This is a genomic window from Streptomyces acidicola (assembly GCF_009377235.1).
GTDB classification, from domain to species: domain Bacteria; phylum Actinomycetota; class Actinomycetes; order Streptomycetales; family Streptomycetaceae; genus Streptomyces; species Streptomyces acidicola.
Genome location: NZ_VMNX01000048.1, coordinates 14,349 through 37,511 on the forward strand (window position 1 = coordinate 14,349; position 23,163 = coordinate 37,511).

Annotated in this window: 23 protein-coding genes and 2 pseudogenes; 17 read left to right on the top strand and 8 right to left on the bottom strand. The window is 68.5% G+C overall.

Going from position 1 to position 23,163, the window contains the following annotated elements; translation table 11 throughout:
• Window positions 1-39: 39 nt before the first annotated feature.
• The 3 genes and pseudogenes from FPZ41_RS15565 to FPZ41_RS15575 all read right to left on the bottom strand — a co-directional run bounded on the left by FPZ41_RS15565 (window position 40) and on the right by FPZ41_RS15575 (window position 2,239).
• Window positions 40-432 (bottom strand): VOC family protein, encoded by a 393-nt coding sequence (locus FPZ41_RS15565; RefSeq protein WP_152863029.1) that lies wholly within the window; start codon window positions 430-432, stop codon window positions 40-42.
• Between the two features lie 16 nt (window positions 433-448).
• Window positions 449-535, bottom strand: a pseudogene (locus FPZ41_RS48275) (VOC family protein); the annotation flags it as partial.
• A gap of 360 nt (window positions 536-895) precedes the next feature.
• Complete coding sequence (locus tag FPZ41_RS15575) at window positions 896-2,239, bottom strand: UDP-glucose dehydrogenase family protein (protein WP_152863031.1); 1,344 nt, start codon at window positions 2,237-2,239, stop codon at window positions 896-898.
• A 222-nt stretch (window positions 2,240-2,461) separates the two neighbouring features.
• Here FPZ41_RS15575 and FPZ41_RS15580 point away from each other — a divergent pair.
• Window positions 2,462-3,426 (top strand): annotated as a pseudogene (locus FPZ41_RS15580) (acyl-CoA dehydrogenase family protein).
• Between the two features lie 360 nt (window positions 3,427-3,786).
• On the opposite strand, the gene FPZ41_RS15590 reads toward FPZ41_RS15580, so the two are convergent.
• Entirely contained in the window at window positions 3,787-4,233 is a 447-nt protein-coding gene (locus FPZ41_RS15590) for a DUF397 domain-containing protein (RefSeq protein WP_322620274.1), read from the bottom strand.
• Between the two features lie 646 nt (window positions 4,234-4,879).
• Here FPZ41_RS15590 and FPZ41_RS15595 point away from each other — a divergent pair.
• The 7 genes from FPZ41_RS15595 to FPZ41_RS15630 all read left to right on the top strand — a co-directional run bounded on the left by FPZ41_RS15595 (window position 4,880) and on the right by FPZ41_RS15630 (window position 10,276).
• Complete coding sequence (locus FPZ41_RS15595) at window positions 4,880-5,134, top strand: hypothetical protein (protein ID WP_152863035.1); 255 nt, start codon at window positions 4,880-4,882, stop codon at window positions 5,132-5,134.
• Window positions 5,106-5,621, top strand: a complete 516-nt coding sequence (locus FPZ41_RS15600; RefSeq protein WP_152863037.1) for a DUF6879 family protein — start codon at window positions 5,106-5,108, stop codon at window positions 5,619-5,621. Before FPZ41_RS15595 ends, FPZ41_RS15600 begins: the two co-directional genes overlap by 29 nt.
• Before the next feature lie 14 nt (window positions 5,622-5,635).
• The gene (locus FPZ41_RS15605) at window positions 5,636-6,484 is read left to right on the top strand and encodes a helix-turn-helix domain-containing protein (RefSeq protein WP_152863039.1); all 849 of its coding nucleotides are present in this window, start codon (window positions 5,636-5,638) and stop codon (window positions 6,482-6,484) included.
• Between the two features lie 771 nt (window positions 6,485-7,255).
• A complete protein-coding gene (locus FPZ41_RS15615) occupies window positions 7,256-8,119 on the top strand; it encodes a helix-turn-helix domain-containing protein (protein WP_194236102.1) in 864 nt (287 codons plus the stop codon).
• 24 nt (window positions 8,120-8,143) lie between these two features.
• Complete coding sequence (locus FPZ41_RS15620) at window positions 8,144-8,359, top strand: DUF397 domain-containing protein (RefSeq protein WP_322620275.1); 216 nt, start codon at window positions 8,144-8,146, stop codon at window positions 8,357-8,359.
• Window positions 8,360-8,643: 284 nt separating this feature from the next.
• Window positions 8,644-9,471: an SDR family oxidoreductase gene (locus FPZ41_RS15625; RefSeq protein WP_152863045.1), complete on the top strand. Its 828-nt coding sequence runs from the start codon at window positions 8,644-8,646 to the stop codon at window positions 9,469-9,471.
• Between the two features lie 334 nt (window positions 9,472-9,805).
• Complete coding sequence (locus FPZ41_RS15630) at window positions 9,806-10,276, top strand: Lrp/AsnC family transcriptional regulator (protein ID WP_322620276.1); 471 nt, start codon at window positions 9,806-9,808, stop codon at window positions 10,274-10,276.
• On the opposite strand, the gene FPZ41_RS15635 is transcribed toward FPZ41_RS15630, so the two are convergent.
• Window positions 10,277-10,762: an Lrp/AsnC family transcriptional regulator gene (locus FPZ41_RS15635; protein WP_181586860.1), complete on the bottom strand. Its 486-nt coding sequence runs from the start codon at window positions 10,760-10,762 to the stop codon at window positions 10,277-10,279.
• 318 nt (window positions 10,763-11,080) lie between these two features.
• Here FPZ41_RS15635 and FPZ41_RS15640 point away from each other — a divergent pair, with 318 nt between their 5' ends.
• The 7 genes from FPZ41_RS15640 (at window position 11,081) to FPZ41_RS15670 (ending at window position 17,533) form a co-directional block, all read left to right on the top strand.
• Complete coding sequence (locus tag FPZ41_RS15640; RefSeq protein WP_322620277.1) at window positions 11,081-11,992, top strand: ABC transporter permease; 912 nt, start codon at window positions 11,081-11,083, stop codon at window positions 11,990-11,992.
• On the top strand, window positions 11,989-12,804 hold the full coding sequence (locus tag FPZ41_RS15645) for an ABC transporter permease (protein WP_322620278.1): 816 nt from the start codon (window positions 11,989-11,991) through the stop codon (window positions 12,802-12,804). Before FPZ41_RS15640 ends, FPZ41_RS15645 begins: the two co-directional genes overlap by 4 nt.
• Before the next feature lie 99 nt (window positions 12,805-12,903).
• Window positions 12,904-13,986, top strand: a complete 1,083-nt coding sequence (locus FPZ41_RS15650) for an ABC transporter substrate-binding protein (protein WP_152863049.1) — start codon at window positions 12,904-12,906, stop codon at window positions 13,984-13,986.
• A gap of 1 nt (window position 13,987) precedes the next feature.
• Window positions 13,988-15,085 (top strand): ABC transporter ATP-binding protein, encoded by a 1,098-nt coding sequence (locus FPZ41_RS15655; RefSeq protein ID WP_152863051.1) that lies wholly within the window; start codon window positions 13,988-13,990, stop codon window positions 15,083-15,085.
• 159 nt (window positions 15,086-15,244) lie between these two features.
• Complete coding sequence (locus tag FPZ41_RS15660; protein ID WP_152863053.1) at window positions 15,245-16,036, top strand: carbon-nitrogen hydrolase family protein; 792 nt, start codon at window positions 15,245-15,247, stop codon at window positions 16,034-16,036.
• 8 nt (window positions 16,037-16,044) lie between these two features.
• On the top strand, window positions 16,045-16,743 hold the full coding sequence (locus FPZ41_RS15665; protein ID WP_152863055.1) for an RraA family protein: 699 nt from the start codon (window positions 16,045-16,047) through the stop codon (window positions 16,741-16,743).
• A 73-nt stretch (window positions 16,744-16,816) separates the two neighbouring features.
• The gene (locus FPZ41_RS15670; RefSeq protein ID WP_322620279.1) at window positions 16,817-17,533 is read left to right on the top strand and encodes a 3-keto-5-aminohexanoate cleavage protein; all 717 of its coding nucleotides are present in this window, start codon (window positions 16,817-16,819) and stop codon (window positions 17,531-17,533) included.
• 109 nt (window positions 17,534-17,642) lie between these two features.
• On the opposite strand, the gene FPZ41_RS15675 is transcribed toward FPZ41_RS15670, so the two are convergent.
• Complete coding sequence (locus FPZ41_RS15675; RefSeq protein ID WP_152863059.1) at window positions 17,643-18,686, bottom strand: glycosyltransferase family 2 protein; 1,044 nt, start codon at window positions 18,684-18,686, stop codon at window positions 17,643-17,645.
• A gap of 119 nt (window positions 18,687-18,805) precedes the next feature.
• On the opposite strand from FPZ41_RS15675, the gene FPZ41_RS15680 reads away from it, so the two are divergent.
• Window positions 18,806-20,266, top strand: coding sequence for an LCP family protein (locus FPZ41_RS15680; protein ID WP_456154442.1), 1,461 nt, complete (start codon window positions 18,806-18,808; stop codon window positions 20,264-20,266).
• Window positions 20,267-20,451: 185 nt separating this feature from the next.
• On the opposite strand, the gene FPZ41_RS15685 is transcribed toward FPZ41_RS15680, so the two are convergent.
• Window positions 20,452-21,063: a hypothetical protein gene (locus tag FPZ41_RS15685; RefSeq protein WP_152863061.1), complete on the bottom strand. Its 612-nt coding sequence runs from the start codon at window positions 21,061-21,063 to the stop codon at window positions 20,452-20,454.
• Window positions 21,064-21,403: 340 nt separating this feature from the next.
• Between FPZ41_RS15685 and FPZ41_RS15690 the strand changes: the two genes are divergently transcribed.
• Window positions 21,404-22,684 (top strand): LCP family protein, encoded by a 1,281-nt coding sequence (locus FPZ41_RS15690; RefSeq protein WP_194236103.1) that lies wholly within the window; start codon window positions 21,404-21,406, stop codon window positions 22,682-22,684.
• A 100-nt stretch (window positions 22,685-22,784) separates the two neighbouring features.
• On the opposite strand, the gene FPZ41_RS15695 is transcribed toward FPZ41_RS15690, so the two are convergent.
• Window positions 22,785-23,147, bottom strand: a complete 363-nt coding sequence (locus FPZ41_RS15695) for a four-helix bundle copper-binding protein (RefSeq protein WP_152863064.1) — start codon at window positions 23,145-23,147, stop codon at window positions 22,785-22,787.
• Window positions 23,148-23,163: the final 16 nt, after the last annotated feature.

The window sequence follows — 23,163 nt, forward strand, 5'->3', positions numbered from 1 at the left end:
CGGTCAGGGACTTCGGCGGCGGACTTCAGGGGGCGTCGGTCAGGCGGAGGCAGACAGGCAGAGGCAGAACGGGTGCCCCGCCGGGTCGGCGTACACCCGGAAGTCCTTGCCGGCGTCACTCTCCAGGTCCAGCGGCCGGGCGCCCAGCGCCAGCACCTTCTCCTGCACCGCGTCGACCTCCTGCCAGGTGGCCCCGGCGTCGAAGTCGAGGTGGAACTGCTGCGAGTTGCGGTCGGCCCGCGGCCACTCCGGCGGGGTGTGGGCGGGCACGTGCTGGAAGGCGAGGTCCGGGCCCTCGGGGATGCTCAGGACGACCCAGCCGTCGTCCTTGGCCTGGGGCGTACCGCCGCCGACCTGCGCGTAGAAGGCGGCGAGCGCGTGCGGGTCGGGGCAGTCCACGACGACGGCATGGAAACGTGCGACGGCGGGCATCGGACCTCCAGGGGCAGCAGGCACAGAGACAGAACGGGTGCCCCCCTGGGTCCGTGTAAACCCGCCGGCTCCGCGACCGGTCCTCCGCGTCCAGCGGCCGCGCCCACCAGCGCGCGCGGCGAGCCGGCAGGTCGGGGCGACCGGGACCGCTTCGGTATCGCGGAACGGATCTCGCGGACCTGCCGGAACTCCATGAGTTGCGGCGCGCCGTCTGCCGCGTACTGCGTAGGCGACGCCGACGCCGGTACCGAGCCTGCCAGCCGTGCACCGACGTGGGAACGCACCCGCACGTCCCCGGAGCCGCTCAGTTGGGCGGTCGCCCCTCCACGCACGCCGAAGTGGTGCAGAATGCAAGCAGACGCCGGTCCGGCCGACTGAGCCTCGGCCGGACCGGCGTCACCTGTCCCGAAGCGTCAGGCTGATGGCTTTCCTGAAGCGTCAGGCTGACGGCTTTCCTGAAGTGTCAGGCCTTCGGTCGTCCCATCGCCCGGTACGTCCACCCGGCCCGCCGCCACAGCTCCGGGTCCAGCGCGTTGCGGCCGTCGAGCACGAGACGGGCCGCCGCCACCTCACCCAGCGCCGCGGGGTCGAGCTCCCGGAACTCCTGCCACTCCGTCAGGTGCAGCACGACATCGGCCCCGCGCACCGCCTCGATCGCGGAGTCGGCGTACCCGAGTGTCGGGAAGATCCGCCGGGCGTTGTCCATGCCCTTCGGGTCGTACACCGTGACCTGTCCGCCCTGGAGGTGGATCTGCCCGGCGACGTTCAGCGCCGGCGAGTCCCGTACGTCGTCAGAGTCCGGCTTGAACGTCGCGCCCAGCACGGCGACCCGCTTCCCCAGGAACGGCCCACCGCCCAGCGCCTGCCGAGCCAGTTCCACCATCTGCCCGCGCTGACGCATGTTGATGGAGTCGATCTCGCGCAGGAAGGTCAGCGCCTGGTCGGCCCCCAGCTCACCGGCCCGCGCCATGAAGGCACGGATGTCCTTGGGCAGGCAGCCGCCCCCGAACCCGATCCCGGCCCGCAGGAACTTCTTCCCGATCCGGTCGTCGTACCCGATGGCCTCGGCCAGCTTGGCGACGTCGCCGCCGGAGGCCTCGCACATCTCCGCCATCGCGTTGATGAACGAGATCTTGGTCGCGAGGAACGAGTTCGCGGAGGTCTTCACGAGCTCGGAGGTCGGGAAGTCGGTCACCACGAACGGCGTCCCCTCGGAGACCGGCGTCGCGTACACCTCCCGCAGCAGCTTCTCGGCCCGCTCGCTGCGCACACCCACCACGAGCCGGTCGGGACGCAGCGTGTCCTGCACGGCGAAGCCCTCCCGCAGGAACTCGGGGTTCCACGCCAGCTCCGCGTCCGCCCCCGCGGGCGCGTGCTCGGCGAGGTACGCGGCCAGCCGGTCCGCCGAGCCGACCGGCACGGTGGACTTGCCCACGACCAGCGCGGGCTCCGTCAGATGCGGCGCGAGCGAGGCGATCGCGGAGTCGACGTACGACATGTCGCAGGCGTACTCACCGTGCCGCTGCGGGGTGTTCACGCACACGAAGTGGACGTCACCGAACGCCGCGATCTCGGCGTAGTCGGTGGTGAACCTGAGCCGCCCGCTGGAGCCCTCGATCCCCGCGACATGCGCCCGCAGCAACTCGTCGAGGCCGGGCTCGTACATCGGGGCCTCGCCCCGCTCCAGCTTCTCGATCTTCTCCGGCACGACATCGAGCCCCAGCACCTCGAACCCCAGCTCGGCCATGGCCGCGGCGTGCGTGGCGCCGAGATAGCCGGTGCCGATCACTGTGATCTTGAGGGCCATGGGTGCTCCAGAGAGGTGGGTCGAACGTGCGCTCGGGCTGGGTCGAACGTGCGCTGCCTGAGCATAGTCGGGGCGTGTCGGCGCCCCTCACCGGGCAGATTTCTCCCTGTCGCCAAACTCACGTGTCCCGTGTGCGGACGGCCCTCTAAAATCTGGGTTACTTACTGGGTTACTTAACGGTAGTTAGCGTGAGTCCACCCCGTCTTTGGAGCGTGAGAGACCTTGGCCGGATCGGCTGACTTCGACCTGTACCGCCCGTCCGAGGAGCACGACATGCTCCGCGACGCGATCCGCGCCCTCGCCGAGGCGAAGATCGCGCCGTACGCCGCCGCCTCCCGGTGATCCTCTCCGGCTCCGAGGAGCTGAAGAAGAAGTATCTGGCCTCCCTGGCCAAGGGTGACGGGATGTTCTCGTACTGCCTCTCCGAGCCGGACGCGGGCTCCGACGCGGCGGGCATGAAGACGAAGGCGGTCCGCGACGGCGACCACTACGTCCTGAACGGCGTGAAGCGCTGGATCACGAACGCCGGGGTTTCCGACTACTACACGGTGATGGCGGTCACCGACCCCACCAAGCGCTCGAAGGGCATATCGGCCTTCGTCGTCGAGAAGTCGGACGAGGGCGTCTCCTTCGGCGCCCCCGAGAAGAAGCTCGGCATCAAGGGCTCCCCGACCCGCGAGGTCTACCTGGACAACGTCCGCGTCCCGGCCGACCGCATGATCGGTGAGGAGGGCACGGGCTTCGCGACGGCGATGAGGACGCTGGACCACACCCGCATCACGATCGCCGCCCAGGCCCTCGGCGTCGCCCAGGGCGCCCTCGACTACGCCAAGGGCTATGTCCGGGAGCGCAAGCAGTTCGGCAAGCCGGTCGCCGACTTCCAGGGCATCCAGTTCATGCTCGCGGACATGGCCATGAAGATCGAGGCGGCCCGCCAGCTGACGTACGCCGCCGCCTGCAAGTCCGAACGCGGCGACAGCGACCTCACCTTCCAGGGCGCGGCGGCGAAGTGTTTCGCGTCGGACGTGGCGATGGAGGTGACTACGGACGCGGTGCAGTTGCTGGGTGGTTACGGCTACACGCGGGACTATCCGGTGGAGCGGATGATGCGCGACGCCAAGATCACGCAGATTTACGAAGGCACGAACCAGGTGCAGCGGATCGTGATGGCAAGGAATCTGCCGTAGCGGTTTTCCACAGGTCAGCGGCCATTTTTGATGCTCGTGGGCTGTGATCGGCGTCCGGTCCGTTCGGGCCGATCATGGGCGCCATGCTCCTGTTCCCTGCTCTGAGCACCGCTCGAAGCAACACCAGAACGCCCTCGCCGTAACCGGCGGGGGCGTTCCTTTGCTTACTCAGCGGTGGAGGACCCGGAACGATTCCAGCGTCCGCAGAGCAGAGTTGAGCGTCGGGCGGTAGCCAGGGCAGGGACGCTCAGCCGGCAGTGCCGCCACTTCCCAGCACGCCATACAGCGCTCCACTCCGACATGCTCCGGGTCACTCTCCACCCTGCCGCCGCACCGGTGGCACTCCTGCATGACGACTCCCTACGCCGTTACGTCGAACTCCCCCAGCTTGGCGCCGCTCAGGAAGTCAGTCCACTCGTCGGTCGTGAACTCGAGGGTTCGACCAGTCACGGTGCTGCGGACCGCAACCTTGTCAGGGACATTGGTCGCCACCTCCACGCACCGGGGGTCGTTGTTGTTGTACTGGCACGTGCTGGACGTGCGGAACTCGAACTCGGTAACTGCGGTCGTCGTGCGTGTCCCTTCGCAGTGAGTGCGGGGAAACGTTCCCCGCGCCGAACCCGCCCCGGCCGCTCGACCTGTGCCACCGGGGCGGGGGCTTGCACCGCCTCTGCCGGGATCTCGAATGGACACGGGGATCCCAGTTCGGTACGTCCGGCAGGGGCGGAGAGTGGAAGTCACCATCTGATTGGCTGCAACGTGCCGCCCGAGCAGGTAGGGCACGGAGCCTTGAAGGTGCGGTTGCATGTCCCGCACCCTTCGAACCCAAAGCAATCGGGGCACCAAATCGAGCGGTGCCCGGCACAAAGCCCGCAGTAGGGTGCCGGTGGCGCTGTGGCCACTGGCTTCGGCGGAGACCACTTCCTGCCTGTCGGCTTGGAACCTGGTCGAATCGCCGTCTGCGGACTCACGGCTTGCCCCTATGGCTCCGCTGGTTGGCCTCCGCCACCTTGGAGCGGAGGTCGTCACGTGGCTGGCCTGGAGGAGCCTGGCAGTCCGAGCATCTCCGGCTGTCGCACTCGCACGTGGGCCACTTCAATTCCTCTCCGGGAACGATGTCGGCCCCCTCCGGGCCCTCGGTGAACTTGCGAACCACGAGCACGCCACCGCTCCCCAGAGCATGGGAGAGACGGGTGAGGAACTGTCGGGCCTCACTGCTGCTCATGCGGTCGGTCGAACCGGTGTTGCGTGCCTCGCTGTCGCCCACTGTTCCCGCCCTCCTGATCCATTCTGCGTCGATGTGTCGACCGTAGGAATCGGGGAGCGCCGGGCTCCAGGAACTTGCACAAGCTTGCACATCAATTCCCTTGGTTCGTTGCGGTATTGACGCTCTCTTTCCAGTTCAAGGATGCTGGTGCAAGCCCGAGCAAGTGCCTAGACCAGGGAGCCTGCCATGGCCGTAGAGTTCGTTGGGATTGATCCCAACACCGACCGGGACCACTGCCCCACCGTGTGGGCGGACGCGGAAGCACAGGAGATCTTGTTGCAGGGGTGGAAGCCGACCCCCGAGACTCAGGCGGAGTGCGAGGGAAGCAGCCCCGCGAACGGTCCGGTACCCGACAGTGAGGCCATCGTCAGGATTCCGGCCCGGATGATTCCGATGATCAGGGAGGCATGCGATGCCGTCGAGCGCGCCCAGCTTCGCTGAGCTGCTTGGCCGGTGCGAGCGATCCGCCGTCCACATGGAGTTGCGCGACTCATACGCCGCCACAGACCGGTTCGAGGCATGGAAGCGTGGGGAGCGGATCAACTGGGAGGATCGCGAGTCCTGGTGGCATCCCTATGACCAGTTGATCGCTGACACCGTGGCCAGGGGCGTGGTGATCCGAAGGGCGCGAGTGGTGTCCGAGCCGGTATCGGAGTACATCCGCTGGGAGCATTACGTCACTCATGCCAACGTCACGGCAGGGGAGCAAGTCCGCTGGCTGCCCCGGCGACGAGCCACGACCATTCCCCTTCCTGGAAACGACTTCTGGCTGTTCGATGACGCGTTGCTCCGGGTACACCACTTCTCGGGCGACGGCGTAGTGGTGGAGGATGAGATCACGGCAGATCCGGAAGCCGTGAAGCTGTGCTCCGCAGCTTTTCGGGCTGTCTGGGAGCGAGCGATCCCGCACCACGAGTACAAGGTCTGACGAAAGCCTGCTCCATGCCCCCGCACCCCCCCTCACGCGTTCAGAAGGCCAGAGAGAAACTTGCGGGCCGCCTGCGTGAGATCCGGAAGGACGCTGGGATCAGCGGGCGGGAGCTGGCCGTCAGATGCGGGTGGTCAGAGTCGAAGTCATCCCGGATCGAGAACGCCAAGACGCCTCCCTCGGATGCCGACATCAGGGCGTGGTGTCGAGCGTGCCTCGCGGACGACCAGGCCCCCGACCTGATCGCAGCCAACAGGCAGTCCGCCGAAGCACATGTGGAGTGGAAGCGGCTTCAGCGAACCGGCCTCCGGCGACTGCAAGAGACCACCGGCGACCTGTACGAACAAACCAAGACCTTCCGCGTCTACGTCTCCGACGTGGTTCCTGGGTTCCTTCAGACTGCGGGGTACGCCCACGCGTTGCTGTCTTCCATCGCGGACTTCCGAGGAACCCCGGATGACGTGAGCGACGCCGTGGCGGCCCGCATGCGGAGCAATGAGGTGCTGAGCAAGGGCGGGCGCCGGTTCTCTTTCGTGTTGGAGGAGTCGGTGTTGCGATACCGGCTGTGTAGCGCCGAAACCATGGCGGCGCAGCTCGGCTACTTGCTCGGGGTCATGGATCTTCAGAGCGCCGCCGTGGGCATCGTCCCATTCTCGGAACAACGGGCTGTGTGGCCCATGCCGACCTTCACGATCTTCGACGACCGAAGGGTGCACGCCGATACTCTGGACGCCGCCTCCACGCTCACGCAGCCGAGCCAGGTCGAGCTGTACGCCCGTGCCTTTGAACGCCTCTCGCAACAGGCCGCACGAGGAGCGGCAGCCCGCGCCCTCATCGCGGACGCGGTGGCATCCCTGGGGTGACCAGTGGCGGTGAGACCCCTCACGCAGACGATCACCGGGAAAACCTCGCGTCCTGTAGCCCTCCGTCCCTCGGGCGGAGGGCTACTTGCGTCCCAGGCCCGGCGGTATCGTCACCCGCGCAACTCGAACCACGTGACCTTTCCCGCCCCACCGGGCGCGGCTTGGCTTCCCCATGCCTGGGCGCAATGGCTCACCAGTAACAGACCGCGCCCTCCTTCGACGCCAGTACCCCCACTCCTCGGGCTGGGCAATACGTCATTCCCATCCCGCACGCCGACATGCAGCGTGCCGTCCCTCCAGCGCACGCGCACGGTCGCGGGACCGGTGGCATAGCGGTACGAGTTTCCGCACAACTCACTGGTCAGCAACTCGGCCGTATCGGCGAGATCGGGAAGCGAGTGGCGCGTGAGGATCGACCGCAAGGTACTGCGGGCGACGCCGGAGCCGATTGCGTGGTGGGGGAGGGTGAGTCTGTACTCCCAAGAGTCATTGGGTTGCGGGGCTGGTGGCTCGCTCATGGTTGAACTCCCTTCGTAAAGACGGCTACTGGAACACGCCTGTTCATGCGGTGGCGCCGTCGTCGTCCGCATGGGGTGCGGTGGCGGTGCTCTTCCGGGCTCATGGGGGGCGTTGGGGAGCGCTCTTGTCTCGAAGGTAGAAGTGCGACTTCCCGAGGTGCAACATTCTGGAGTAGCTTCACTCGACCGTGTGACTAGACGGCATCGGAGCTCGACGGAAGACTCAACTCGCGTCATCAGCAAGGGAGTCGACATGCCGCCTCGCAGATACCCCACCGTCAGACAGAAGCGCCTGGGCGCCGAGCTGCGCCGACTACGTGAGGCAGCCGGCCTGTCCGGAGAGCAGGCCGCCGAGGCGTTGGAATGCAGCAAGGGGAAGATCAGCCGCGTCGAGACGGGCATGAGCGGAATCCGAGCTGCTGAGCTGAAGGCTCTGCTACTGGCGTACGGGGTGGACGACGCTGACCTCACCCAGGCGCTCATCGAGATGGCGCGGGAGGGCCGCAGGCGCAACTGGTGGAACCAGTACGAGAGTGTGTTGCCACCGGGGTTCGCTGATCTCGCCGAACTGGAGTCGAAGGCGGTGAGCTTGTACTCCTGGGAGACGATCCTGATCCCCGGCCTCCTGCAAACCCCCGACTATATGCGCGTTCTCTTCCGACGCGGTCGACTTGAACCGCCAGAGGGCGAAGTGGAAGCGCACGTACGCGGGCGACTGCACCGGCAGCAGATGTTCGAGACCGACGACCCGACGACGGAACTGTGGGTCGTGCTCTATGAGGCCGTGCTGCATGCGAAGTTCGGTGGCTCGGCCGTCATGAGGGAGCAGTTGCTGCACCTCTCGCACATGGCACAGCGCGACCACGTCACAGTGCAGGTACTGCCGTACACGATCGATTCGCATCGAGGGGTGAATGGCCCCTTCGGGATCGTGGGCATGCCCGACCCGGGGATGGACGTGGTGCGGACGGAGACCGCGTTGTCCTCTCTATACGTTCAGGATGACACCCAAGTCGCCGCCTATAGACTTATGTTCGACCAACTGAGGGCCGTTGCCCTCGGCCCCGTACCGTCGCTACAGCTCATACGGGACGTGGCTGAGCGACTCCGAGTCTGAGTGAGGTGCAGGGTGTCGGACCCCGTGTGGCAGAAGTCCAGCTTTTCCGGTGACGATGCGAGCCGGGATTGCGTGGAGGTGGCCGCCGCCACTGGCGGGGAGTCTTTGCTGTTGCGTGAGTCCGATGTCCCCGGCACCACGCTCCGGATCTCGGCCCCTTCTCTACGGGCCCTGCTCGGCGCGGCGAGGTCAGGCGCACTCGGCGGTGCCGCCGCAGACGTCAGTCAACGGCCCGCCTGACCGGACAGGTTTGTTCAGGCAGTGCAACACATTTTCCGAAAGTGTTGCAGTTCAGTTGGTAGACCACCCCCGCGGACATGGCCCAATACCCCGCTCAGTGCAGCGCCAGCACTGACAATGCTGCCTGGCCTGCATGCAGGCCAGCAGGGGCTTGGCCGGGCATGGCCTGCCTAGTGGTGGGTGGCGTCGCCCGCCCTCTGCATCCACGCTCCCGACAACCGGATGGACCCTCCGGTAACGTGGGGCGAGGACTCTTGACGCCTACTGGGACGGTGGGGGACAGGATGATTCTCGTGACCGGTGCGACCGGCACCATTGGGCGGTACCTGGTACGGGCGCTTGCGGAAACGGAGGCGCCCTTTCGCGCGCTGGTGCGTGACGCACGCAAGGGCAAGGAGTTGGGCTGCGAGTTCGTCGTCGGGGACTTCGACGAGCCGGCGTCGATGGTGTCCGCGCTGAGGGGTGTCGATCGTCTTCTGCTCAACAGCGGCGGCGCGCTCCCTGTGGCCGGGCAGCAGCCGATGGTCCGGCAGCAGGCTGGTGTCATCGACGCGGCGCGGGCTGCCGGGGTCTCGTGGGTGGTGAAGGTATCGGCGTGGCAGCCCGGTTCCGATTCGAAGCTGTCCGTACGCGCGCACTGGGAGATCGAGCGATACCTCAAGGCGTCCGGGCTGCGGTGGGCGTCGCTGCAGCCCACCGGCTACATGCAGAATTTCTTCACCGGCGAGGGCGGCTACACCCACAGCGGCGCCCTGTCAGGTCCGTACGGCGCGGGACGTGTGGCGTACATCGACGCCTACGACGTCGCCACCTGTGCTGCCGTGCTGCTGACAGGCCCGCTCGGAGTCGGCGAAACCTATGCCCTCACCGGTCCGGAGGCGCTGACGCATGAGGAGATCGCGGCGAAGCTCAACATTCCCTTCCGCGATCTGACGCGCCAGGTAGCGGCTGAGGGTCTACGGGCGCAAGGGCTGCCGGGCTGGTTCGTGGATGGACTTCTGCAGCTCTACGCAGAGATGGCCGCCGGCTCGATGTCCGAGGTGACAACGGCGGTGCGGGACCTGACCGGGCGTGCACCGCGTACGTTCGACGAGTTCTTGGCGAACCGGTAGGACACGCTCACTGAGGCTACGGAACCCCGGCCCGCCTCATGGGATGGCCTGACCCTCTTCTACCCCGGGGAGGCAGCCACGACTGGCCGGTGCTACGCGCCGCCCTGAAGGACGGCCACCAGAGGTGCATCGGAGTCGTGTGTCCTGTGAGCACGCGGAGCTGCGAGGGCACGAACCAAGTGCAGCGGATCGTGATGGCCAGGAACCTGCCGAACATAGAAACACCACAGCCCTCGGTAGAACGCCGAGGGCTGTTCGCCTGGGGCGTCAGGTCGCTCTTGCCTGTTCCCTGCCCGTTCCCTCTGCGCGCGTACGATCTGAGAGGAGGCCTCCTGTGATCGACGACCTGGATCGCAAGATCATGCAGACGCTCACGCGTGACGGGCGGACGCCGTACACGGCACTCGCCCGGGATCTCGGTGTGTCCGAGGCCACCGTGCGCCAGCGGGTGTCGCGGCTCCAGGAGAGCGGGGCCCTGCGCATCGTGGCGCTGTGCAACCCGCTCACACTGGGGCACCAGTCCGTCCGGCTGATGATCCGGGTGCGCGACCTGACGCCCCGCGCGGTCGCCAAGAGCCTCGCGGACATGCCGATGATCAACCATGTGGCGTTGTGCGCCGGAAGCCAGGACATCTTCCTGGAGGGCACCTGCCGGGATCAGGCGCAGCTGGTGCAGCTCCTCGACGACATCCGGATGCTGCCCGGTGTCTCCAGGGTGCAGGTCCTGCTGCTTCTCGAACTGTTCAAGGACTATTCGTGGAACGGTCTCGACAGCGCGGTGGGCCAGAGCGAGGCCGGGGAATGATCACGGCGGGAGGATCCGCTCGCCCGGCGCCGCCGACAGCTCCCGGAAACCCGCCCACAGATACGTGTCCTTGAGTACTTCGAGGACGGTCAGCGCCTCCGCGTGGGCCACCCCGTTCACCCGGCGGACCCGTTCGGTGAGCAGCTCGGACAGGTGCGCGAGGTCACGGCAGCGGACGTCCACGATCAGGTCGTAGGGCCCGACGCAGGAAGCGACGTACCGCACCTCCGGCATCCGGGACAGCTCGCGCGCGACCAGCGACACCGGGATGTGGTGGACGCGCACGGCCAGGTGCACCTCCACCTCGCCCAGCCGCACCGCGTCCGTCATGCCCACGACCTGAATCACTCCCTGGCGCTGCAGACGCTGGAAGCGGGCCCGTACGGATGCCTCGGACAGGCCGATGGAGCGACCGATCTCGCCGAAGGAGCGACGGCCGTCGACCCGCAGCTGGTCGATGATCTGCCGGTCCAGGTCGTCGATCACGTCACTACCTCCTGTGTGCCTCCACTCCATCATCACCCGGCCATCACCCGGCCGGAACGGTGGCGGGCGTCCAAGCCGGATCGGCCGGATGGCCGGATCGGGCCGTACTGCGAGATCCGTGGAACAGGGTGCGCATTTCCACTCGATTCGATGCTGTGGCGCCTGTTCACCGCCTGTATCTCTGCCTGAAGCTGTTGCGCAACCCGGGACGACCGCGGCGACCGCGCGGACCGTGGTGGCCGCCCGGCCGGAATCCCCGGAATCCAAGGAGGTACAGCACATGCACGCACCCCCTCCCCCGCCGCCACTGAGGCCCTGGTGACTGTCACCGCGCCGGCGCACGCCCCGGCTCCGCCGACCGCCCCCGCACGGCGGTCCGGCTTTCGGAGCGCAGCCGTCACCGCGGCCCTCCTCGCGCCCGCCGGAGTCACGATCGTCGCGCTGGTGCTGGTACCGCTGGCGCTGGTCGTGCGCGACAGCTTCGCGACCGCCGATCCGTACGGCGGCATCCAAGGGGGCTTCACGCTGGCGAACTACCAGCAGCTGCTGGACCCGGTCTACTTGAAGGTGTTCGGCTACAGCCTCGGCATGGCGGCACTGAACACCGTCGTGTGTCTGTTCCTCGGCTACGTGGTCTCGTACTACCTCGCCGGGCGTCCGCCGCAGCGCCAGGGGCTGCTGCTCCTGCTGATCATCGTGCCGTTCTGGACCGACTTCCTGGTGCGGACCTTCGCCTGGATCAATCTGCTCAGCCCGGGCGGCCCGGTGAACACCCTCACCGACGCCCTCGGTCTGACCGACGGACCGACCCGTTGGATCCCCAGCCAGGGCGCCTCCTTCGTCGGCCTGGTCTACGCCTTCCTGCCGACGGCGATCTTCCCGGTGTACGCCTCCCTGCGCGGTGTCGATCCGGCACTCGGTGAGGCCGCGCGGGACCTGGGCTGCGGCTGGTGGCGGGTGCACACCAAGGTCCTGCTGCCGCTGGCCCGCCCTGGACTGCTGGCGGCGGCACTGCTCACCTTCGTCCCCACACTCGGTGTCTTCGTGATTCCGGTTCTGCTCGGCGGGGGCAAGCACGAACTCGTCGGCAACCTCATCGTCACCCTCTACACCGAGTTCCGGAACCAGCCCATGGGCGCGGCGGCCTCCGTTGTGCTGCTGACGCTGATGATCGTCTCGCTGGCGGTGTTCGGCACCGCGGCCGGGCGGCTGAGGAGGAAGGCGTCGTGAAGTCCGCCGTGAAGTCCCTGCCCGACCGCGCCACCGGCTGGCTGGCCCGCGCCGTCATCGTCTTCCTCTACGTGCCGATCGTGGTCGTCGTCGTCCTCTCCTTCAACGGCTCCGACGTCACCTACAAGTGGGCCGGGTTCAGCACCCGCTGGTACGGCGTACTCGCCGACGACACCGACCTGTTGTCCGCGTTGCGGATCAGCGCCGAGGTCGGCGTGGCGTCCGCGACCCTGGCCACCGCCGGCGGACTGCTGGCCGCGATGGGCATGGCCCGGCTCGGCCGCCGCTTCCGGGTGGCCTTCTCGGGCGGGCTGTTCCTGCCGCTGGTCATCCCCGAGATCGTCCTCGGTGTGGCCCTCCTGGCGGTGTTCGGCACCCTCCGCGCCGACCTGGGCCTGACCACTCTCGTCCTCGGCCACCTCGTGGTGACCCTGCCGTACGCGGCCCTCATCGTCCTGGGGGCCCACGGCGCCCTCGACCCCGCGCTCGACGAGGCCGCCGCCGACCTCGGATGCAACGCCTGGCAGGGCTTCCGCCGCGTGACCCTGCCGCTGCTACGGCAGGCGCTGGTGGCGGCCTGGCTGCTCTGCTTCACCATCTCCTTCGGCAACATCGTGATGTCGACCTTCACCAGCGGCGTCGGCACCACCACGCTCCCGTTGCGGGTCTACTCCCTGCTCAAGGGCGGGCTCACCCCCGAGATCAACGCGCTCGGCACGCTCCTCGTCCTGTTCACCTTCCTGATCGTGCTCGGCGCGGGCCTGCGTCAGATGCGCCGCATCCTCGTCGGCGGCGACCGCACGCCCGGCTGAACCCCGCACTCCTCTCCCCTGCACTCCTCCCCTCCTCGGCACCCGCACCCGCCGTACGTACGTCCCCTTCTGCTCCGTACGTTCTCGAAAGGCCCCGTCATGTCCCGTCGCGCCGCCTCCAGAACCCTCCTGGCCACCTCCGTCGCCGTCAGCACCACCCTGTTCGCCACCGCCTGCGGAGGCTCCGGCTCCGACGCCGCCTCCTCCTCCGGCGGCGGCAAGAACCTGCACGTCTACGCCTGGGCCGGGGAGATCCCCGACAGCGTGGTGAAGGGCTTCGAGAAGGAGACCGGCATCAAGGTCACCGTCGACACCTTCGACAGCAACGAGACGATGACCGCCAAGCTCAGCTCCGGCTCCTCCGGCTACGACCTGGTCGAGCCCAGCCAGTACACGGTGCAGCAGCTCATCGGGCAGCAGCTCATCCAGCCCCTGGACCACGCGAAGATCAAGGGCCTGGGCAATCTCGCCCTCAAGTTCCGCAGCCCCTCGTACGACAAGGACAACAAGTACAGCGTCCCGTGGATCTGGGGCACGACCGGCTTCGCCTACAACGACAAGTGCATCAAGTCGGCGACCAGCTGGAAGACGCTCTTCGACCCCAAGTACAAGGGCAAGCTGTACATGCTCGACAACATGCTGGCGTCCTACATCGCCGGGCTCCAGGTCACCGGCCACCGCGCCACCAGCACCGACAAGGACCAGATCGCCGACGCCACGGCGGCCCTCCAGAAGCAGAAGAAGATCCTGGCGGGCTACAACTCGACCAACTACCCGCAACTGCTCGCCGGCGGCCAGGCGTGCGCGGCCCAGGCGTGGAGCGGCACCGCGATGGCCAAGGTCGTGCAGTCCGACCCCCACGTCCACTACGTGATCCCCGAGGAGGGCGGCTCGGTGTGGACCGACGGGTTCGCCATCCCCAAGGGCGCCAAGAACACCACCTCGGCCTACGAGTTCATCAACTACACGCTGCGCCCCGAGGTCGCCGCCAAGGTGACCGACGACGGCTCCTCGGCCAGCGCCAACCAGGCGGCCCGCTCCTACGTCAAGAACAAGGAGGCCCTGGCCAACACCGCGATCTACGCGCCCAACGCCACCATCGTCAAGGCCGACTTCCTGCTCGACCCGGGCACCGCCATGCAGTACTTCCAGCAGGGCTGGACCAAGGTGAAGGCGTCCTGACATGATCGTCCACAAGTCACCCGCCGCTCCCGCTGCCGCCGCGCCGGCCGTGAAGCTGACCGGCGTCGGCAAGGCCTTCGGCCGTACGCACGCCGTACGGGGCGTGACCCTCGACATCCGGCAGAACGAGTTCTTCTCCATCCTCGGCCCTTCCGGTTGCGGCAAGACCACGCTGATGCGCATGATCACCGGCTTCGAGGAGCCCACCGAGGGTGAGATCGCCCTCGGCGGCGTCCCGGCGGTCGGTGTCCCGCCGCACAAGCGGGACCTGAACATGCTCTTCCAGAGCTATGCCCTCTTCCCGCACTTGAGCGTCCACGACAACATCGCCTTCGAGCTGAAGGTCCGCAGGTCCCGTCCCAAGGAGGCGATCTCGGAGGCGGTCCGCGAGGCACTCGCACTGGTCCGCCTCGAGGGTTTCGGCGACCGTGCCGTCTCCCAGCTCTCCGGCGGCCAGCGCCAGCGTGTCGCCATCGCCCGCGCCCTGATCGGCCGGCCCTCCCTGCTCCTGCTCGACGAACCGCTCGGCGCGCTCGACAAAAAACTGCGGGCCGAGATGCAACTGGAGCTGAAGAAGATCCAGCGCGAGGTCGGGGTCACGTTCGTGATGGTCACTCACGACCAGGAGGAGGCCCTGACCATGTCCGACCGCATCGCGGTCATGCACGGCGGCCGGGTCATCCAGGTCGGCACCCCCGAGCAGATCTACGAGCGTCCGGCCACGCGTTTCGTCGCCGAGTTCATCGGCACCTCCAACTTCCTGACAGGAAAGGCGGATGGTGCCGGCCTGAGAGTGGAGGGCCTGGGAACCGTGCCGCTCCCGGAGGGCGGCTTCACCGGCGCGGGGCATCTCGCCGTCCGGCCCGAGAACGTCCGCATCTGCTCGGGGGAGTCCGCACTGCCGCCCGGGTGGGCGGCCCTGCCCGCCACCCTCCAACAGGTCGTCTACCTCGGCAGCGCCACCCGCTACCACCTCGCTCTCGTCGACGGCGGCGCGTTCGTCGCCGAGACGCACGGCGCGGAACCCGCCGGACTCTTGGCCGGCGGGCAGGTGTGGGCCCACTGGGACCCGCGGGCCTCCCGGTTCCTGGCCGAGTGACGACCGAGCCGCACCCCTGTGACACACCCGCACTCCCGTGACACACGCGTGCGTCTGTGCCGCACCCGTAGCCCGTACCGCACCCGCACCGTGCCGCACCCGCACCCCCGTGCCGCACCCGCACCCCGTGACACACCGCCACAGCAAGGAGACACGGCCTTGAAGGTCGCCGCAGCCCAGTTCGCCCCCACCGCCGATGTCGGGGACAACCTGGCCGCCATCGAGGACATGGTCGGCGAGGCCACGGCGGCGGGCGCCGAACTCGTCATCTTTCCCGAGGAGTCGATGATTCCCGCCGAGGCCGCCGCAGAGCCCCTGCGGGACATCGCCGAGGCACACTGGCCCGCCTTCCTCGACGGGCTGTCCCGCATCGCGACCACCCACGGCACCGCGGTGATCGCCGGCGGCTACGAGGGCAGCGGCGCCGCCCTCCCGTACAACACCATCGCGGCCGTCGCCGCCGACGGCGAACTCCTCGGCCGCTACCGGAAGATGCACCTGTACGACGCCTTCAACTACCGGGAGTCCCGCGAGGTCCAGCGCGGCGACGAAGGGCCCTGCGTCGTCCGCATAGGCGAGTTCAACGTCGGGCTGGTCAACTGCTACGACGTCAGGTTCCCCGAGTTCACCCGCTCCCTGGTGGAGATGGGCGCCGACCTGCTGTCGGTGTCCGCGGCATGGGTGCGCGGCCCGCTGAAGGAGGACCACTGGACGACGCTGCTGCGCACCAGGGCGATCGAGAACACCTGCTGGGTGGTGGCCGCCTCGCTCACCACACCCGACTGCATCGGTATGAGCATGGCCGTCGACCCGCTGGGCATCGTCCGCGGCGCGCTCGGCGAGGAGGAACGAGCCCTGTTCGTGGTCGACGCCGACAAGCACCGCATCGACCGCGCCCGCACCATCCTTCCGGTGCTCCGCAACCGCCGCATCATCATCGGACCGAGGTGACCGCCACCATGCCGCTCGACATCCGGAACATGTCCGAACTCCCGCCCATCGAAAGTCAGTTGGCGCGGCGCCTCACCGAGGTCGACTTCGCCACCCTCGGCCACTATCTGGAGGACGGTTTCTGCGACCCGCGGCTCCAGCGCGTCGCCGGTTCGGCCCGACTCGTCGGCCGTGCGGTGACCGTACGCATCACCCCCACCGACTCCACCCTGCTGCACCACGCCGCCGGCCTCGTCGGCCCCGGTGACGTCGTGGTCGTCGACTGCGGCGGGGACCGCCGGCACGCCCCCCTCGGCGAGGTCGTCGTCAACGCCCTAGTCGCACGCGGGGCAGCCGGCGCGGTTGTGGACGGTGTCTGCACGGACGTCGACGCGCTGCGTGCACTCGGCCTGCCCGTCTACGCGTACGGCACCTCCCTGCTGACGACCAAGCTGCACGGGATTCCCGACGGCGGCCTGAACGTCCCCGTCTCCTGCGGCGGCGTGCCCGTCCGGGCGGGAGACCTCGTCCTGGGCGACGCCAACGGCCTGCTCATCGCGCCCGCCGCACGCCTTGCCGCGGTACTCGACGAGGCGCTCGCCGACGACGCCGAGGAGCCCTCGATCGTCGCCGAACTGTATGCCGGCAGCCCGCTGGGCACGCTCACCGGAGCCACGGCGACGGTGCAGAAACTGCTGTCCGCAGCCGCACCCACCGAGAACCCCTAGCCCGCACCCACCGACCACCACCCCCCAACCAACCCCTCCAACCACCAACCCCCCAACCAGTAAGGAAGATCCCGTGTTCCTCAAGGCAGCCGTCAACGGCGGACGCAGCAAGGCCGAGCATCCCGCGGTCCCGGTCACCGCGCGGGAACTCGCCGTGGACACCGCCGCCGTGATCGCCGCCGGCGCGGACGTCGTCCACCTCCACGTCCGGGACGAGGACGGAGGCCAGACCATCCGCCCGGACGCCCTCGCCGAAGTGCTGCGCGAGGTCCGCTCCACGGCACCCGGCGCGATCCTCGGCACCACCACCGGTCTGTGGACCTGCTCGGGCCCCGAGGAGCGATACGCGCTGGTCAAGGCGTGGGAGGTACTGCCGGACTTCGCCTCGGTCGCCTTCAGCGAGGAGGGCGCCGCCGAGACGGCGTCCCTGGTGGTCGCCCGCGGCATGGACCTGGAGAGCGCGGTGTGGAGCACGGACGACGTCCCGGCCCTGCTCGCGTCTCCGACACTTCACGCGAACGTGCGTGTCCTCATCGAGCCCATGGACACCGATCCGGAGACCGCCGTGGCCCATGCCCGGGAGATGGCCGCCCGCATCCGTGCGGCCGGGGTGGCCTGTCCCCTCCTCTACCACGGCGAGGACGCCACGACATGGCCGGTGCTGCGCGCCGCCCTGGAGGACGGCCACCAGACGCGCATCGGATTCGAGGACGGAATCCACCTCCCCGACGGCACTCCGGCCCCGGACAACACCGCACTCGTCCGCGCCGCCCGCGCCATGACCGTATGACGACGCGCGGGCCGGGCGGGCCGGGCGGCCCGGTCAGCAGTCCGACCACCGCTGAGCAGTCAGACGACCGCTGAGCAGTCAGACGACCGCCGAGCAGTCCCACGACCGCTCAGCTCTCGGCCAGTACCGCCGGCCGCCGGGACGCGATGACCCGCTTCGCCAGGGAGCGCGGGCTGGTCAGGAAGCCGAAGCCCCAGGACATGTGCATGGTGGCGAGGGCGACGGGGATCTGGAGCCGTGCCTTCAGCGGCAGCCCCTTGCCCGCCGGCAGTGACCCGGCCACGATCGCCGCGAGATAACCGCCGGGGACGACGAACCCCCAGGGAGTCAGCGCGGCCCCCACGACGATCCCCGCCGCGATCGCGCACACCGCGGCCGGCGGGGCGAGGTAGCGCAGGTTGATGGAACCCTGGTGGAAGCGGGCCACGACATGGCGCCAACGGCCGTAGTCCTTGTACTGCTTGGCCAGGGCTTTGACCGACGGACGCGGACGGTACGACACCTTCAGCTCGGGCGAGAACCAGATCAGCCCGCCCGCCTCACGGATACGGAAGTTCAGCTCCCAGTCCTGGGCGCGGATGAACTCCACGTTGTAGCCGTCCTGTTGTTCGAGGGCCGCGCGCCGGAAGACGCCCAGGTAGACCGTCTCCGCCGGGCCGGCCTCGCCGCCCGTGTGGAAGGCCGCGTTGCCCACCCCTATCTTCGAGGTCATCGCGGCGGCGACCGCGTGCTCCCAGTCGTTCTCCCCCTCGGCGTGCATGATGCCGCCGACGTTCTGCGCGCCGGTCTCCTCCAGGAGCCGTACGGCCGTCGCTATGTAGTTCGGCGACAACATGCCGTGCCCGTCGACGCGTACCACGATCGGGTGGCGTGAGGCCTTGATCGCGGCGTTCAGCGCGGCGGGGGTGCGGCCCGTCGGGTTCGGGACCGTGTGCACGCGCTTGTTCGTGTGGGACGCGGTCTCGCGTACGAGCTCGGCGGCGATCTCGTCCGTGCGGTCCGCGGAGGGACCGAGGGCGATCACCACCTCCATCTCGCCGGCGTACTCCTGGGCGAGGATCGCGTGGACGGCGCCGCGCAGATGCCGCTCCTCGTTGAGGACGGGCATGATGACGGACACGGCGGGGAGCTGCACGTCGGGCTTGGCGTTCATAGGGGGCTCACGTTACCGCGAACGGGGGACACCGACGCGCGCCGCCCGGCCGCTGGGCCGGGCAGCAGATCGTATCGGCCTACGGTGCTCACGGATCCCACGCCCCAGCCCTCGCGGAGGTGTCCCCCGTGCCCCGACCGCTCCGCCGCCCTGCCCGGCCGAGGCCGTCCCGCCCGCGACGGCCGCGCGTACGGCGCACCCGGTCGGGCTGGGCCGCGCGGGCGGTGACCACGCTCTCCGTGATGGTGCTCGCCTCCGCGGGCATCGGACACGCGATGCTCACCGGCCTCGACAACGACATCGCCCGCGTCGACCCCTTCAAGGACATGAAGAACCGCCCGGAGGCGGGCCACGGCACGAACATCCTGCTCGTCGGCACGGACGGGCGTGACCAGGTCACGGAGGAGGAGCGGCGCAGGTACCGGCTCGGCGGCGCACCCTGTCACTGCACGGACACGATGATGATCGTGCACATCTCGGAGGACCGGGAGCGCGCCAGCGTGGTGAGCCTGCCGCGCGACTCGTACGCCGAGACCCCCGAGCACACCGACCGCAACACCGGCGCGTTGCACGCCTCGCACCCGGTCAAGCTGAACGCGGCGTACGCGGAGGGCGGCCCGCAGCTGACCGTGCGCACGGTCGAGCACATGACGAAGGTCAAGATCGACCACTATCTGGAGGTCGACTTCATCAGCTTCATGAAGACCGTGGACGTGCTCGGCGGGGTCGAGATCTGCACCCGCTACCCGCTGAGAGACCGGTACACCGGCCTCGACCTTCCCGCCGGCTCGCACCGGCTGAACGGCGGCCAGGCCCTGCAGTACGTGCGCTCCCGCCACACCGACGGGTCCTCCGACCTGGGCCGGATGCAGCGCCAGCAGCGCTTCCTGGCCTCACTCATCGAGCAGTCCACGTCCTCCGGGGTGCTGCTGAACCCGATGAAGTTCCGTGACGTCACGGGGGCCGTCCTCGGATCGGTGCGCGCGGACGAGGGGTTCGGCACGCGGGAACTGCTCACTCTGGGGCGGGCGATGCGCAACTTCTCGCCCGCTTCGTCCGAGTTCACCACGGTCCCCATCGGACAGATGGGGTACGCCGTGAAGGGGGTCGGCTCGACGCTGAAGTGGGACGAGGCCAGGTCGGACCGTCTCTTCGGGGCCCTGCGCGACGACAGGCCCCTGGCCCCGCACAAGGTGCGACGGAGCCGCGCCGTCCGTGTCGAGGTGGCCCCGGAGCAGATCCACGTCCAGGTGGAGAACGGCACGATCGTGGACGGGCTCGCCAAGCGGGTGGACCGCCGGCTGGCGGCCGTCGGGTTCCGTACGACCGGGGTGCCCGTGAACGCGCAGGTCAGGAACGTGGAGCGCACGATCGTCGAGTACGACCCGCGCTGGGACCGCTCCGCCCGGTCCCTCGCGGCCGCCCTGCCGGGGGCCGAGATGCGGGAGATGCCGGGACAAGGGGCGACCCTGAAGGTGATCGCCGGGACCGACTTCAAGAAGGTGCGGAAGGTCCGGGCCGCCGACGCGGATCAGGGGGAGTCCGGGGTGGTGACCGGGGACGAGGTCTCGTGCGGGTAGAGGAAGAGGACCGGGGCGGTGGTGCCGCGCCCCTGGATTAGCGAAACGTAGTGATCCCGTGGCAGTGTGTCACATGCACGCCCGGCGCCCAGGCGACGTCGGGCACCCTCCTCGGCCGATAGCTGTGCAGGCTGGCCGACCAGCGTCCGGAGGGACGTGCCACGAGGGCTGACGGCACCTGCCACTCAGCACCAGGGCACGAAGACGATTGGCTCACACCTTGAGCAACACTGAGGGTCACTAAGCCAATCAGAGACGCTTCTGCCGCCCACCCGTTCCATGTCGCGGTGATCGCCCCCGAAGCGCAACTCGTCGGGGGTGCCGCCGCACTCCGTGCCCCGGAAGCAGAAGAAGCGGTCGTGGCCACGCGGTGTCCTGAGCCGGTAGCCGATGACGACCAGGGCCCGCGCCTGTACGAGCAGGCTGACGCGCGGCGCGTCCGGGTTTTCGGGGGCTTCGCCGGCCCGCAGGCCGACCGCGAAGACGTGGGCGGCCCACGGCACGTCTTCCTCCGGCACCACTTCCTCCGGCATCCCTCCACCGGCCGCTCGCTCACGGACCGCCTTGATCATCGCCTGGTACGCCGGCAGACCGCCGTTGACGTCCCAGGTGATGTCCCCGCTGCCGTCGATGGCGCCCGCCTTCTCGTCGAACTGGGGGGCCACCAGGACGGTGCCGGCGAGCACGCCGGAGATGAGGAGGTAGAGCGCCAGGAACTTCCCCGAGATCCGACGGGCGTGGTGGTGGTGACCGGGGCCGTGGACCGGAGGTTCGGGCGTCGCCACGTGCAGGTGCATGCCGAGGACTCCTTCTCGCGCCGCGGCGGGACGGGATTGTCCCGGATCTCCAGGGGTGCGCGAGTCTGTTCAGGTCCCTCAGAGGCAACCAGAGGCAGATGTCCCAACCGGCCAGTACCGACAGGTTTCCCGGGCGTTGACTCGTGTGACGTGTCCAACGGCACATTGCGGCCGGGTTGCCCGGAATATTGGGTTCCGAGGTGGTGGCCTGGTCTGTCATGGCCCCCACCAATTGCCCGCACTGACATTTGTGCGATTTGTGTTAGCTTCGCAACAGCCCCGCCTCTGTTTTCCGACGACCCTTGTAAAGGGCATGGCTGGGCACTGCACACTGGGGCGCATGAATAACTGGCCCGAGGGATGGTCCGACAACAACCGTGGCGGTGGTTACGGCCGCGGTGGTGCGAGCGCACAGCCCGAGGGCGCGCGCGTCATGCGACAGGTGAGGCGGGGCCCCGCAGGGGCGCCCCCGCAAGGCGGGGTGCCGCCGCAGCAGTCGTACAACGACGGGTACGGCGATGGTTACGGCACGCCCGATCCGTACGACAACGGATACAACACCGGCCAGGTCTACGGGCAGCGGGACGGCGGGTCCGGGGGCCCCGGCGGTTACGGGGGACACGGCGACCGGCCCGCCCCGAACTGGCGCCGCCGTATCAAGTGGACGGCGATCACGCTGGTGACCGTGCTGGTCGCGTGGTCCGTCGGCACGTACTTCTGGGCGGACTCCAAGCTGAACCGCGCGGTCGACCTCTCCAAGGTGATCGAGCGGCCGGAGGCGGGCGACGGCACGAACTACCTGATCGTCGGCTCCGACAGCCGCGCCGGCCTGTCCGACGAGCAGAAGAAGCAGCTCCGCACCGGGTCCGCCGAGGGCAAGCGCACCGACTCGATGCTGATCCTGCACACCGGGAGCAACGGGCCCACGCTCATATCGCTGCCCCGCGACTCGAACGTCACGATCCCCAGCTACAAGGGCTCCGAGTCCGGCAAGACCTACGAGGGCACCGGCCGCCAGGTGAAGCTGAACGCGGCGTACGCGGAGGACGGGCCCGAGTTGCTGGTCCGTACCGTCGAGGCCAACACGGGCCTGCACATCGACCACTACGTGGAGATCGGCTTCGCGGGCTTCGCGAACATCGTCGACGCGGTCGGCGGCGTGGAGATCGACATCCCCAAGGGCGGCATGAAGGACACCAAGTCCGGTGCCAACTTCGAGGCGGGCAAGCAGACCCTGAACGGTGAGCAGTCCCTCGCCTTCGTCCGCACCCGGTACGCCCTCGCCGGCAGTGACCTGGACCGCACGAAGAACCAGCAGAAGTTCCTCTCGGCCCTGGCCGGCCAGACGGCGACGCCGAGCACGATCCTCAACCCGTTCAAGCTGTACCCGACGATGAGCGCGGGTCTCGACACCCTCATCGTCGACAAGGACATGAGCCTGTGGAGCCTGGGCCAGATGTTCTGGGCCATGAAGGGCGTCACGGGCGGCGACGGCAAGTCCATGAACATGCCGATCTCGGCCAACTTGCCGAACGGCAACCTCCAGTGGGACAGCGCGAAGGTCAAGCAGCTGGTCAACGAACTCAAGAACGACGAGAAGGTGACGGTCTCGGGGAACTGACCGCGTCACGTAGAAACATCACGCAAAGACGTCACAGAGAAGTAGCGAGAGGCCGCGCTGATGCGCGGCCTCTCGCCGTCCTCGGCTTGGGCCGGTCGGGTCACGCCATGGCGGCCGCCATCGAGCGGCACATGTCCGCGCAGCGGCGACAGGCCTCGGCACAGCGCATCATGTGCGGGTCGTCCGGCATGGACATACACGCCTCCGCGCACATGTCACACGCGCGAGCGCACAGGGCGCACATCTCGGCCGACATCGGCGACCGGCGCATCATCATGTCCGCACACATGCGGGTCATCTCGGAGCAGTCCATGAGCGTGCGCATGATCTGCATCTGGGCCTGACCGCCCATCTGCATGCAGGAGCTCATGGTCTCCTCGCACGTGGCGTGGCAGGACAGGCACGCCTGGACGCAGTCCTGCATCTCCTTGCTCATGGGGGTCACGGATCCGGTCTGCTGCATGGCTCCTCCTCGGGGG